7 protein-coding genes are annotated in these 13,973 nt (G+C 70.4%); 3 read left to right on the top strand and 4 right to left on the bottom strand.

The window, feature by feature from the left end:
• The 3 genes from ABZS61_RS10885 to ABZS61_RS10875 form a co-directional block, all read left to right on the top strand.
• Nucleotides 1-1,839: condensation domain-containing protein (locus ABZS61_RS10885; protein ID WP_356417829.1), on the top strand; the 1,839-nt coding region annotated here is incomplete at its 5' end.
• Nucleotides 1,836-4,706, top strand: coding sequence for an amino acid adenylation domain-containing protein (locus ABZS61_RS10880; protein ID WP_356417828.1), 2,871 nt, complete (start codon nt 1,836-1,838; stop codon nt 4,704-4,706). The genes ABZS61_RS10885 and ABZS61_RS10880, both read left to right, overlap by 4 nt.
• A gap of 218 nt (nt 4,707-4,924) precedes the next feature.
• Complete coding sequence (locus ABZS61_RS10875) at nt 4,925-6,781, top strand: BTAD domain-containing putative transcriptional regulator (protein ID WP_356417827.1); 1,857 nt, start codon at nt 4,925-4,927, stop codon at nt 6,779-6,781.
• Between the two features lie 113 nt (nt 6,782-6,894).
• Here ABZS61_RS10875 and ABZS61_RS10870 read toward each other — a convergent pair whose 3' ends face one another.
• From ABZS61_RS10870 to argS, 4 genes are all read right to left on the bottom strand, one after another.
• Nucleotides 6,895-7,743: a phosphopantetheinyl transferase gene (locus ABZS61_RS10870; RefSeq protein WP_356417826.1), complete on the bottom strand. Its 849-nt coding sequence runs from the start codon at nt 7,741-7,743 to the stop codon at nt 6,895-6,897.
• Nucleotides 7,744-7,961: 218 nt separating this feature from the next.
• Entirely contained in the window at nt 7,962-8,156 is a 195-nt protein-coding gene (locus ABZS61_RS10865; protein ID WP_356417825.1) for a hypothetical protein, read from the bottom strand.
• 169 nt (nt 8,157-8,325) lie between these two features.
• Nucleotides 8,326-11,253 (bottom strand): BTAD domain-containing putative transcriptional regulator, encoded by a 2,928-nt coding sequence (locus tag ABZS61_RS10860; RefSeq protein ID WP_356417849.1) that lies wholly within the window; start codon nt 11,251-11,253, stop codon nt 8,326-8,328.
• Between the two features lie 806 nt (nt 11,254-12,059).
• Nucleotides 12,060-13,829, bottom strand: a complete 1,770-nt coding sequence (gene argS, locus ABZS61_RS10855) for an arginine--tRNA ligase (protein WP_356417824.1) — start codon at nt 13,827-13,829, stop codon at nt 12,060-12,062.
• Between the last annotated feature and the right edge of the window lie 144 nt (nt 13,830-13,973).

Genomic DNA, 13,973 nt, shown 5'->3' with positions numbered 1-13,973 from the left:
GTGGTCTCGGAGGACCAGCGGCTCATCGCCTATGTCGTGGGCAGCATCGATGGCCTGGCTGAGCAGCTCGGGGCTTCGCTGCCGGAGTACATGGTCCCGTCCGTCTTCATCGGGCTCGACGCCCTTCCGCTGACCGCGAACGGCAAGATCGACCGACGCGCCCTCCCCGACCCCGAAGGGTCGGCGGAGGACACCTACCTCGCCCCCCGCAACCCCGTCGAAGAACGCATCGCCGCCGTCTGGCGCCGTGTGCTGGGGCTGGAGAGGGTCGGGGTCGAGGACAACTTCTTCGACCTGGGCGGTCACTCGATCAAGGCCATCGCCCTGGTCGGTGCCCTGCGCGCCGAGGGCTTCGAAGCCGGGGTACGGGACGTCTTCCAGCACCGCACGGTCGCCGGACTCGCCACCGCGCTCGCCGGAACGGAACCCGGCCAGGAGGACGTGGCGGTCGCACCGTTCGCCCAGGTGTCGGACGGGATCCGCGCGACGCTCCCGGCCGGCCTGGTCGACGCGTACCCGATCTCCAAGGTGCAGCTCGGCATGCTGGTCGAGATGCTCGCCGACGACGGGCTGAACAAGTACCACAACACGTCCACGTTCCGTATCAAGGACGGCCGCCCGTTCGACGCCGACGCCTTGCGCCGCGCCGGGCAGACGATCGTGGAACGCCACGAGATGCTGCGTACGTCGTTCTCCCTCGAGGAGTTCGACATCCCCCTCCAGCTGGTCCGGGCGACCGCCGTCATTCCGGTGACCGTGCAGGATCTGCGGGACCTGGACGCAGAGCAGTTCGCGGACGCCCGGCGGGCCCACATCGCGGCAGAACGGGCCGAGCTGTTCGAGCTCGGGCGGCCTCCGCTGCTCCGTATCGCCGCGCTCGTCGAGTCCGACGAGGCCTGGCACCTCGGCTTCACGCACTGCCACGCCATCACCGAGGGGTGGAGCCAGCAGTCGCTGCTGATGGAGGTGCTCGACGTCTACCACGCGTACGCCGCGGGTGAGGAGCCGCAGCCGCCGGAGCCGACGGCCGTGCGCTACGCCGACTTCATTGCCGCAGAACAGGAGTCCCTGACGTCGGACGAGGACCGGGACTACTGGCAGGGGATCGTCGACCGGCACTCCATGTGCGTACTTCCCGCGGACTGGGGCGACGGCAACGGCGCCCCGCGTGAGGACTTCAAGCTGTCTGTGGAGTTCCGCGACATCGAGCCCGCCCTGCGCGCCCTGGCCACGTCCAGCGGCACGTCGTTCAAGGCGGTCCTGCTGGCCACGCACCTGAAGGTGCTCAGCACGGTGACCAACGAGCCGGCCTTCCACACGGGAGTGCTGTACAGCGCACGTCCGGAGGTTCCCGGGGCCGAGCGGGTCTACGGCATGTACCTCAACACGCTGCCGTTCGCCCACGACCGCACGGCAAGGACCTGGACCGAACTGGTCCGGCAGGTCTTCGACCGCGAGGCCGAGGTGTACAACCACCGACGCCATCCGCTTCCCGCGGTGCAACGCCTGGCCGGCGGGCGAAGGCTGTTCGACATCATGTACCGCTACCAGGACTTCCATCAGGTGGACACCGGGACGGTCGACGTACAGGGCGGGGCGGGTGACAGCTCCAACGAGTTCACCCTGTCGATCGCCAACGTGCCGGGGCGGCTGGTCCTGCGGGCCGTCAGCACCGGGCTGAACCGGGCGAACGCGGAGAGGCTCGCCGGCATGTACCGGGCGGTGCTGGAGGCCATGGCGGCCGACCCCGACGGAGACGTGGACGCGGCGCTCCTGTCCACGGCGGAGCTGACCCAGGTCCTCGAGGACTGGAACGACACCGAGGTGGAGTGGGGATGAGCAGATACGTGCACGAGGTGATCGAGGCGACCGTCTCGGCCACCCCCGATGCCGTCGCCGTGCAGGTGGGCGCCGAGACCCTCACGTACCGCGAGCTCGACGTCCGGGCCAACCGGATCGCGCACCAGCTGCGCGAGGCCGGGGTGGGGCCCGAGTCCGTGGTCGGTGTCCTGCTGAGACGCGGGCCGGACACCCTGCCCTGCCTGCTGGGGATCTGGAAGGCGGGTGGCTCCCACCTGCCCCTGGACGCCGGGCTGCCGGCGGACCGGCTGACCTACATGCTCGGCGCTGCGGGAGCCCGGCTGATCGTGACGCAGGGAGGCCTGTACGAGCGTCTCGGCGGAGGCTACGACGGTGAGGTCGTCGATCTCGACCGTGACCGGGCCCTGATCGCGGCCCGGCCGGACACTCGTCCGGATGCGTCGGCGGACCGGGAGCCGAAGGACCCGTCCCGCAGGCACCGGCTCGCGTACACGCTGTTCACCTCCGGCTCCACCGGACGCCCCAAGGGTGTGCAGATCGCGCACTTCTCCCTGCTGAACGTGCTGTTCTCGATGCGGGAGCGGTACGGGGCCGGCCCGGAACACGTCTGGCTGGCACCCACGTCCCTGTCCTTCGACATCTCGACGACCGAGCTCTACCTGCCGCTGATCACGGGCGGCAGGGTGGTCCTCGCCGATGACGACGAAGTGCATGACGCGGCCGCGCAGTTGAGGCTGATCGACACCGCCGGGGTCACCCATGCCCAGGCGACGCCGGCGGGGTGGAAGCTCCTCGTCGCCGCCGGGCTCGGCCGCGTCGCCCTTACCGCCATCACGGGCGGTGAGGACTGCCCGCCCGCGCTGGCCCGTGATCTGGGCGGCCGGGTGGACCGGCTGGTCAACCAGTACGGCCCGACCGAGACGACGGTCTGGGCCACGGCCTGGGAGGTCGCGCCGGACGCCGGCAGCGTGCCGATCGGGCGCCCCATCCACAACTACCGGGCCTATGTGCTGGATGCCGTACAGCAGCCCGTGCCGGTGGGTGTGGTCGGCGAGCTGTACCTCGCGGGCGCCGGTGTGGCCCGCGGGTACGTCGGCCGACCGGGGCTGACGGCCGACCGGTTCCTTCCGGAACCGTTCGGTGGTCAGCCGGGTTCGCGGATGTACCGGACCGGCGACCTGGCCCGGTTCAGGGCGGACGGGGAACTGGAGTGCCTCGGCCGGATCGACAACCAGGTGAAGATCCGGGGCTACCGCATCGAGCTGGGTGAGATCGAGGAAGTGCTGCTGGCCCACCCCGAGGTCGAGGACGCGACGGTGACCGCCCGCGAGGACGGCAACGGCGAGAAGCTGCTCGTCGCCTACGCGGTCACCGGGGGCGCCGAGCAGGCGCAGTTGCGCGCGCATCTGGCCGCGTCGCTGCCCTCGTACATGGTGCCCGCCGCGTTCGTCCTGCTCGACGCCATGCCGCTGAACGCGGCCGGAAAGGTCGATCGCAAGGCGCTGCCCGCACCCGGCCGTACGGCGCTGGTCGCCGACCGGGAGTACGTGGCGCCGCGCACCAGGACCGAGCGGCTGCTGGTGGAGACGTGCACCGAGGTGCTCCAGGTTCCCGATGTGGGCGTACGGGACCGGCTGCTGGATCTGGGAGCCGACTCGATGCGCATCGTCCACGTGATGGCCGCCGCCCGGAAGGCCGGGCTCGACCTCACCCTGCGCATGCTGCTGGACAGCGAGACGATCGAGGATCTCGCGCTGACGATCGACGGCACGAAGGCGGATGGGGCCGATGGGATCGATGGGATCGATGGGATCGATGGGATCGATGAGACCGGTGGGGGAGCGAGCAGGCCGATGACGGTTGCTACCGCAGGAGGACCGCAGGCCGCGTCCGACGTGGCCGGGGCGATGGAGGCGCACGGGGTGCCCGGTGCCGCGGTCGCGCTCCTCAAGGACGGCCGGCTGGTCGGGTTGCAGGCCCATGGGGTCAGGGCGACCGGGACCGGTGCTCCGGTGACGCTGAGGACCCGGTTCCAGGCCGGTTCGATCAGCAAGCACGTGACGGCGTTCGCCGCGCTGCGTCTCGTCGACCGGGGCGTGCTCGACCTGGACGCGGACATCGACGGCTATCTGACCGGTCGCCGCGCACCCAGGGCGGCAGGCGGCAGACCACTGACCCTGCGCCATCTGCTGTCGAACACGGCCGGCCTGTCACAGACTCCCGGCACCTGGTGGCGGCCGGGTGAGGCCATGCCGAAACTGACCGCCGTACTGGATGAGGTGGAGGCCGAGCACGAGCCCGGGGCGCTGTTCCGCAAGGCAGGCAGCCAGTGGGCCATGATCGAGCAGCTGCTGACGGATGTGACCGCACAGGAGTTCCAGGAGCTGGCAGCGGAGCTGGTGTTCGGGCCGCTGGGCATGCGGGACAGTTCCTTCCTGGCCCCCGAGGACCCGCACGCCGTCGGCCGGGACATCGCCGACGGTCACGACCAGCACGGCGGTGCGCTCCTGGACGGCTACCGGATGCGTCCGGTGCTCGCGGGCAGCGGGCTGTGGTCCTCGCCCTCCGATCTTGCCCAGCTGGCGGTGGAGATCCGGCAGGCCCATCTGGGCTTCTCGGACCTGCTGTCCGCGAAGTCCGCCGGGGTCATGCTCACGGAGGCCTTCCCCGGGAGCTTCTACGGCCTGGGCACCGTGGTCGACGGTTCGATGGCCGACCCGGAGTTCGGGCACGGCGGGCAGACGGCCGGGTTCCGTGCGCTGACCTCGCTGCAACTGCGGTCCGGCAACGGCTGTGTCGTGATGACGAACTCCGACAATGGCAAGCACGTGCACAAGGTCGTCGCGGCGCTCCTCGGCCGTGACGTCGAGGTCACCGCGGGCTGAAACGCATGTCCGACCACCGGAGATGACGGGCCGCCGGTTCAGCCGCGCGGCCCGTCCCGGCCTGTTCCGGCCCGGGGACCGTGCGTCAGGGCGAGGCTTCCACCTCCTCGTCACAAGGCCAAGGCCACGGCGTTACCGAACGGATAACCCGCGAATAAAGCCCCCGCATAGCTTCTGCAGCGAGCACACGTTCGTATTAGCCAGACGGGGGGTGCCGAATGGACTTCCGAGTCCTCGGCCCGGTTGAAGCTCACAAGGACGGCACACGCGTTGCGCTGTCCGGTTCCAAGGTCCACACGGTGCTCGCGACTCTGCTGCTCGCCAGAGGCCGCGTGGTGTCCGACACCCGACTCAACACGCTCCTGTGGGGATGGGAGCCGCCGGCGACGTCCGGCGCACAGATCTATACGTACATGTCCAGGCTGCGCAAACTCCTCGGCGACGAGGTCAGGATCGAGCGCCGCCAGCCCGGCTACCTGCTCGCGGCGCCGCACTGCAGGGTCGACCTCCTGGAGTTCGAGCGGCTGGAGAAGCTGGGGCGCGCCGCGCTGCGCCGCAAGCGCTTCGGGGAGGCCGGGGCGCTGCTCACGGAGGCGCTGGGGCACTGGCGGGGAAGCGCGCTCTCCAACGTCACCGAACACCTCGCCGACGCCGAGCTTCCTCAGCTCGAGGAGGCGCGGATGCACGCGCTCGAAAGCCGGATCGAGGCAGACCTCGCACTCGGCAGGCACGAGCAACTGACCGCCGAACTCACCGGACTCGTCGCACAGTTCCCGCTCCGGGAGAAGCTCCGTGCACAGTTGATGACGGCGTACTACCGCGGCGGGCGCCAGAGCGACGCGCTGCAGAGCTATTACGAGGGCCGCAGCCTCCTCGCCGACCAACTGGGCATCGACCCCGGCGAGGCCCTCGGATCGACGTACGAGGCCGTGCTCGCCGGCAGCCGGGGGCCCGGGCCCGGGAGCAGGATCCAGCAACCCGAGCACTCCGGCTACGAGGACGAGGACGCCCCGGCGATGCTCCCCCCGGACACCGAGGAGTTCATCGGGCGCCAGGCCGAACTCGCGGCCCTGCGCACCCAGCTGGCGGACTCCGCAGCCGGGAGGGGACCGCGCCACCTGCTGGTCACCGGCATGGCGGGCGTGGGCAAGACCGCGCTGGCCCTGCACGCCGCCCACACGAGCGCGGCGCACTATCCCGGCGGCTTCCTCTTCGCCGAGCTCGCCCGGCCCGACGGCCGGGCGAGACCGCCCGCCGAGGTCCTCACGACGCTCCTGCGGGGGCTGGGCGAACACGTCGGCACAGGCGGTACGGGCAGCGGCGCGGACGGACGCACGGAACTGGACGAGCTGGTGCGCCTCTACCGGGCGCGCACGGCGGGCAGACGCCTCCTGGTCGTCCTCGACGGTGCGGTCGGCAGCCGCGGGCTGGACCCTCTGCTGTCCGGGTCACCGGACGCCGTCGTCCTGATCACGAGCCGCGCCCGGCTCACCCAGGTGACCGGCGCGAGAACGACCGCGCTCGCCCCGTTCGGCGACGGCGCCGCATTCGACCTGCTGGCCGCGTCCGCAGGCCGCGCGCGACTCCTCGCCGAACCCGACGCGACGGACGATGTGCTCGCCTACTGTGCGGGGCTGCCGCTCGCCCTGCGCATCACCGGCTGCAGGCTCGCGGCGCGCCCCTACTGGCCCGTCGCACGGCTCGCCGACCGGCTGGCGGATCCGGGGACCAGGCTCCGGGAGCTGTCCTTCGGCGGCATCGACGTGGTCGGCGCGCTGATGCCGGCGCTGCGGCAGCTGCCCGGAGCGGACCAGGCACGGACCACGTTGACCCAGCTGGCGGACATCGGCGTGGAATCGTTCCCCGCCCAGCGGGCGGCCACGTATCTGGGGACCCGGGAGTCGGCTGCGGAGCAACGCCTGGAACAGCTGGTGGACGGTGCGCTGCTCGACATCTGCGGCGTCGACCGCCAGGGCCGGCCGCTCTACCGTTTCCACGAACTGGTGCTGCTCCTCGCCGGGTTGCTGAAGGAGACGGCACACCGCGGACAGCCCGAAGCCACCGCCGCCCGCTGAGCGTGCGGTACCGCGGTACGCGCGTGCGTGCGTGTGCGTGCCGCGGTGCGTGCGCGTGCCGCAGTGCGTGTGCGTGCCGCGGTGCGTGCGCACGGGTCCCGGCGCACGCGGTGTCACGGCGTGCCGGGAAGGGGGCGCGCCCTGCCGCCGGGCAGGTGCGTCCGTACCGGGCCGCAGGCCGGCTCGGTCTCGGCAGGCTGGGCGACCGCCGCGGCCGCGCGTCCGGAGAGCGCGAGATCCCGGACGACCCAGACGGTCCGACCGTCGGGGTGCTGCTCGTCGGGGGTGCCGGGACAGTGCATCAACACGGTGTCCGTCGTGGCCGGGTAGGACTCGATCTGGTCCGGCCGGATGCCGTCCGGTACGTGCCCCAACGCTCTGAGGACGGCCTCCTTCCGGGTCCAACATCGGTAGAAGACCTCGTCCCGGACAGCGCCCCGCGGTAGCCCCAGCAGATGGAGCGCCTCGTCCGCGGTGAGCCACGACTCGGTCAGCACGTCCTGGCGCACGGGCCGCAGGCGCTCCGCGGCCACGCCGATCGTCGTTCCGGTCCCCACCGCGAGGACGGTGTGACCGCCGGTACGGGCCAGGCTGATGGCCAAGGGCACGTCGGGGCGGCTCAGACGCGTGGGCCCGTGCCCGGGGTCCCCACAGACGGGACACAGCGGCTTCTCGATGTCGACGTCCTCGGGTGCGACGTCGAGGAGCTCGCCGATGGCCCGGCGGGCCGTTGCCCTCGTGTGGACGTACGCCGCGGCATCCCGCTCCGAGTGAAGGCACAGGGCCTGCCGGAACTCCTCGGTGTTGAGCAGGGCGAGATCGGCGGGGTCGGTGCGCAACGGCTGGCGCCACCACCAGACATGCGTGTCTCCGCCGGCGCGGAGCGCGCGGAACACGGCCGCGGAGCTGTCCTCAGCCCCGCGGCCGCCGCTGTTCTCGAACATGTTGTAAGGGGGCGCCATGGGCACTCTCTGTCATTTCGACTGCTGACTGCGTGGCGCGGACCGTACCGTCCCCGTATATCGCGGATATATTTTTCGCCGCCCGTGCCACCGGAAAGCGGTCGCGGGAAGGGCGGCGGGAGTGGTCTCCGGGAGCGGACACACGGAGCGGGCGCCGGTGTTCCGGCGCCCGCTGTCGATCTGCGCGGGCCGGGCGTACCGCTCCGGCCCGCGGATGCTCAGTGCCAGCTCTCGTCATTCGTGCCGTCGGCCGCCTGGGCGGGGACACCGGCGGCCGGCACGGCGGGCCCGTTGCCGGCGGACTGCGCGGCTGCGGCGGATCCGGCGCCCACGAATGCGCACAGCCCCGCGAGAACGGTGGTGACCGCGACGGTGGCGATGGTGTTACGGACGTTCTGCATTACTTCCCCCATGTCGTCAACCTGCTATGCGATGAACGGTATGCCGCGAGGGTTTCGGCTCATTATCGCTCTGTTTTCGGTTTTCCGGACGGCAGATATCACAGGAAAGGGATTCCGGGATTCCGGCGGTGGATCGGGAGGTGGGGTCGAGTGAGGGGCCCAGTAGCGGATCGAGGACCCGTCAGGGGATTTCCGGCGTCTCTTCCCGGGGAAGCGTTCCGGCGAGTGCCAGATGCGCCCGCTCCACCCACGTCTCGACACCGATCCGGATGAAGTCGTCCCGGGCGTCGGCGAAATACTGCCGGGCGGCGGAGTGCTCACCGCATTCCCAGCACGCCTCACCGAGAGCCAGTTTGATTTTCCCCTCAACCAGAGCGCTGTCGACCAGTCCGACGATTTCCAGGGCATGCAGCAGAGTTCCCCTGGCCTGCGCCCAGCTCCGCGCACCCAGCCTGGCCTCGCCCAGCCCGAGGAGCCCATGGGCCAGACCGAACATGTCGGCCTTGGCCCGGACGATCCGGATCATCCGCAGGAACGCTTCCTCGGCCAGGCCGTACTCGTTCTGCGCGAGGTACACCCGGGCCAGCCGGTGGGTACCGAGCGCCAGACTGCGGGCCCCGCCCTCACCGATCGCCGTGGAGACCCGCAGGGACTCGAGGCTCAGCCGCTGCGCCGAATCCGTACGGCCACGGTCCAGCTCGATCTGCGCCATGTTGTTCAGTACGTGGGCCTCCGAGGAGAGGTCGCCGACCGCCCGGAACGTCGCCAGGGCCTGCGCACTGCGGTCCATGGCGGTCTCCAGATCCCCGCGCATCTCGTCGATCATGGCCATGTTGCGCAGTACGAGGGCGTGGCCGTGCTCCTCGCCCGCCCGGTCATGGAGCGCGAGAGCCTCGGTGAAGGACGTGTACGCCTCACCGAAGTTGCGCTGCCGCATCTCCAGAGCGCCGAGATTGTGCAGCATCGCTGCCTGGCCACGGGCGTTGCCGGCCGCCCTCGTCGCGGCGAGCGCCCGCTCGCTGCACTCGCGCCAGTCGTCGAGGTAGTTGCGCGTCTCGAAGAGCACCACGATGGACATCGTGAGATCCCAGGCGAGCTCGTCCATGCCGAGCGCGGCGGCCTGGTCGACCACCGCGACCAGGGAGAGCCGCTCGGTCTCCAGCCAGTCGAGCGGCGAGGTGAGCAGCCCGGCGCCGAGCTCGTCGGGCAGCTGATGGCGGGGCACCGAACTGTGGATGATGCTGAAGTCGCCCCCGTAGGCGCGCCGGTGAGCCTGTTCGGCGAGCGAGAGATAGGCACGGAAGGCGCGTTGCCGTGCGGCCTGCCGCTCCTCGGGGGTCTCCTCCGCCTCGGCACGTTCACGGGCGAACAGCCGCAGCAGGTTCTGGAACCGGTAGCGGGGGTGCCCGGTCGCGTCCAGGCCCACCACGTCCAGGAACTGGGCGTCGACCAGCTGCTCGATGAGCCGTTCCCCGGTCAGCAGGTCCGTGTCCAGGAGCGCGGCGGCGACCCAGGCGCCGAAATCCGGTACGTCGAGCAGTCCCAGGCTCCGGTACAGCAGCGCCGTCGGCGCGGAGAGACCGCGGTACGTCAGGGCGAAACTGGCGCGCACCTGCGACTCCCCCGAGCTGAGCTCGTCCAGCCGCAGCCGCTCGTCACTCAGCCGGCGCACCAGGCGCGACACCGTCCAGTGCGGTTTGGAGGCGAGCCGCGCCCCGGCGATCCGCAGGGCCAGGGGCAACAGGTCGCACAGCTCCACGAGCCGGGCGGCGGACGGCGGATCGGCCGCGATGCGCTCCTCGCCGACGATCTTCCCGAGGAGCTCGACCGCCTCGTACGGTGACAGCCGGCCGAGCCGCACCCAGGCCTGCGGCGGCCAGGCGACCATCTCGGACAGCTGCTCCCGGCTGGTGACCAGGACGCAGCAGCCTCCGCTGCTCGGCAGCAGCGGCCCCACCTGGGCGTAGGTCCGCACGTTGTCCAGCACCACCAGGACCCGGCGGTCGGCGAGCAGGCTGCGGTAGAGGGCGGCGCGCTCCTCGGGTTCGGCCGGGATCTGCCCTATGGGCACCGAGAGCGAGCGCAGGAACCGGCCGAGGATCTCACCCGCTGTGGTGGGTTCCAGATGCTCGTCGTAGCCGCGGAGGTCGGCGAAGAGCTGGCCGTCGGGGAAACGGTCGGAGACGCTGTGCGCCCAGCGGACCGCCAGGCATGTCTTGCCGACCCCGCCGACACCGGTGATCAGGCCCGTGGCCGGGCCGTGGGCCACCGCGCCCAGTTCGAGGAGTTCGTCGAGCTGGGCCAGCTCCTCCTTGCGGCCCGCCAGCCCCGATACGTCGGGAGGCAGTTCCAGCGGGTCGCCGACGGGCTTCGACAGCAACAGCGGTTCGCCGCCCACGCCTTCGGGGCCGCTCGCGGTCAGCGAGGGTTCGTCCTGCAGGATCGCGTTGTGCAGTTCGGACAGGGCCGGGCCCGGTTCCAGGCCGAGTTCGTCGATGAGCCAGCGGCGTCCGTCCCGGAAGGTCTCCAGGGCCTCGGCCCGCCGGCCCGAGTGGTACTGGGCGGTGATCAGCTGATGCCGCGCCCGCTCGCGCAGCGGATGCTCGCGGACCATCGCCGCCAGATCGGGAAGGATCTTCTGGTGGTCGCCGAGCTGCAGGTGCACGGCCGTGGCGTTCTCGTAGGTGTCGAGCCGCAGTTCCTCGAGCCGCTGGGCCTCGTCCTCCACCAGCCGGCCCGTCACGCCCGCCAGCGGCCGGCCGCGCCACAGTTTCAGCGCGTCCGCATAGCAACGGGCGGCCTCGGCGAGCTTGTTGTTCCTGACCGCGAGCTCGGCCGCCGAGACCAGTGCGGAGAACTCCTCCGAATCGAGCTGGTGCATGCCGACCTGGAGGAGATAGCCGGGGTGGGCGGTGACGATCACCTCGCCGGGGAAACCGGCGGCCTTGAACGTCTTGCGCAGCGCGGCGATACAGATGGACACCTGGGTACGGGCGGTGGCCGGCGGGTGGTTGCCCCACACGGCCTCGATCAGGGTGTCGACCGGCACGATCCTGCCCGGGCTGAGCAGAAGCACGACGAGAATGGTCCGGTGCCGTGGCCCTCCCACCGGGACCTGCGCGGCCCCGGAGGTCACTTCCAGGGGCCCTAACACCTTGAAGGTCAGCCGCTTCTCCACGTATCCCCCTTGCTTCCCGAACGGTGGAAGCAATCGATCCTGTCGCCCGGCAGGCCCGCCCGGCCTGCCGCTCATCACCCCCGCACCCGTTGTTCCGCCGGGCGCGTGATCCCGGGAGTCCCGCCGGGATCGGCGCAACGGACAGGAATGCGGGTGCCGTCCCACCGTGTTCTGCTGCATTCCTGAGTCGGTCCTGTGATCCCACGATACGGCGACCGTGCGATCTACCGCCCAGTACGGCGCGCACTACTCCGGAGTAAGTACCAACTCCTCGGCCGGAATGCCATGTTGGGCGAGCAAGTGCGCCGTTAAAAGCCGAGTGGGTTTCCGGCAAGTGGAATCGCGGCGTATTGCGCGCGGAGGGCGGCAAATGACTCCGGCACGGCAGTCCCGTGGCTTCCCCGTGTTCCCGTCCGGGGGCGTTACGTGGCCCCGCGCCGAATCCGGGGTGCGCCCGTCGGTAACACTATTTCGGATGGTGCGGCAGCCGTTCTAATGTGAGCCCTGTTCATGTTTTCCCCCGTACTCAATTCCGCCAGTCACGGCTTCTGCGAATCAACCACGCAATGCCGGGGGAAGAGCGGGTTCGCGTCGAATGTGTTGCAGCTCACGCGTCGGGCCGAACGGCGCCCGGCCATACGGAGAGCGGGCTCCGAGGCCCGTGCGAGGGGGCTGCCGGGACATGACGGAGGGCTGTCCGGGGCGCGAGCCCCGGACAGCCCTCGGCAGTCGTACGGTCAGAGGCGCTCGGGCGTCCGGATGCCGAGCAGCCGCATGCCCTGGTGCAGGGTCCGGGCCGTCAGCTCGACGAGGAACAGCCGGTTCTCGACGACCTCCGCCGGATTCTCCTCGCTCAGCACGTGGCACTGGTCGTAGAACGTGGTGAGGTGCGAGGCGAGCTGGTACAGGTACGCGGCCAGCTTGTGCGGCTCGCACTCCGACGCCACCTCGGCCAGGACCTCGCCGAACTGGTCCAGGTGCAGGCCCAGCGCACGCTCGGCCGGAGCCAGCTCCAGCTCCGGGTGCGCCACGGGCTTCGCTTCCCCGGCCTTGCGCAGGATCGAGCGGCTCCGGGCGTACGCGTACTGGAGGTACACCGACGTGTCGCCGTTCAGCGACACCATCTGGTCCAGGTCGAACTTGTAGTCCCGCACCGCCGACGTCGACAGGTCCGCGTACTTCACGGCGCCGACACCGACGTACCGGCCGTTCTCGACGATCTCGTCCTCGGACAGGCCCACCTTCACGGCCTTCTCGCGCACCACTGCGGTGGCCCGCTCGACGGCCTCGTCCAGCAGGTCCTCCAGCCGCACCGTCGTGCCCTCACGGGTCTTGAACGGCTTGCCGTCCTTGCCCAGGACCGTACCGAACGCCAACTGGTGCGCATGGACGTCCTCGTTCAGCCAGCCCGCCCGGCGGGCCGTCTCGAAGACCATCTTGAAGTGCAGGGACTGACGGGCGTCGACCACGTAGACCAGGGTGTCCGCCTTGAGGTTCTGCACCCGGTCGCGGATCGCGGAGAGGTCGGTCGCCGCATAGCCGTAACCGCCGTTCGTCTTCTTGACGATCAGCGGGACGGGATTGCCGTCCGGACCCTTCACGTCATCGAAGAACACACACAGCGCACCCTCGGAGCGGACGGCGACGCCCGTCTCCTCCAGGATCCGGCAGGTCTCCTCGAGCATGTCGTTGTAGCCGGACTCACCGACGATGTCGGGGTCGCGGATCTCCATGTCGAGCTTGTTGAAGACGGAGTAGAAGTAGATCTTCGACTCGTCGACGAACCGCTGCCAGTGCGCCAGCGTCTCCGGGTCACCGGCCTGGAGGGCCACCACCCGGTCACGCGAACGGGCCTTGAACTCCTCGTCGGAGTCGAACAGGACCCGCGACGCCTTGTAGACCCGGTTCAGCGACGACATGGCCGCCTCGCCGTCCGCCTGGCCGCCCTCGTGCTTCAGCTCGTCCGGGTGCTCGAAGAGGTACTGGATGAGCATGCCGAACTGGGTGCCCCAGTCGCCGATGTGGTGGCGCCGGACGACGTTCTCGCCGGTGAACTCGAGGATCTGGACCATCGCGTCACCGATGACCGCCGACCGCAGGTGACCGACGTGCATCTCCTTGGCCACGTTCGGCTGGGCGTAGTCGATCACGGTCGTGCCGGCGGCGGCCTTCAGCGGGACACCGAGCCGGTCGCCGTCGGCGGCGCGCGCGGCGAGCGTCCGGATGATCGCCCCGTCGGTGAGCGTGACGTTCAGGAAGCCGGGGCCGGACACCTCGACGTCCTTGATCAGATCACCCGTCGGGAGGGCCGCCGTGACCTGGGAGGCCAGCTCGCGCGGGTTGCCCTTGAGTTTCTTGGCGAGGGCCAGGATCCCGTTGGCCTGGAAGTCGGCCCGATCGCTTCGGCGCAGCAGCGGGTCCGCGGTGCCGGCCTCCGGCAGAGCTGCCGTCAGGGCGTCCGCCAGCTGCTGCTGGAGCGTGGAAGCGAGGGAAGTGACCGAAGCCATGAGCCGGCTGCCGTTTCCGTAGAGGACAAGAGATCACCCAAGTATCCCACGGGGCGTAAAGCCGTTTTCGCGCTGTGGGCGGTAGCTGGGAGAATGGGGGTGCCCCTGCGAGGGGTTGCCCCTACGAGTCCTACACGAGAGAAG

This window comes from Streptomyces sp. NPDC005566 (assembly GCF_040605575.1).
Lineage (GTDB): Bacteria > Actinomycetota > Actinomycetes > Streptomycetales > Streptomycetaceae > Streptomyces.
The sequence above is the reverse complement of the archived record's forward strand: the minus strand, read 5'-3'. Positions and strand labels throughout refer to the sequence as shown.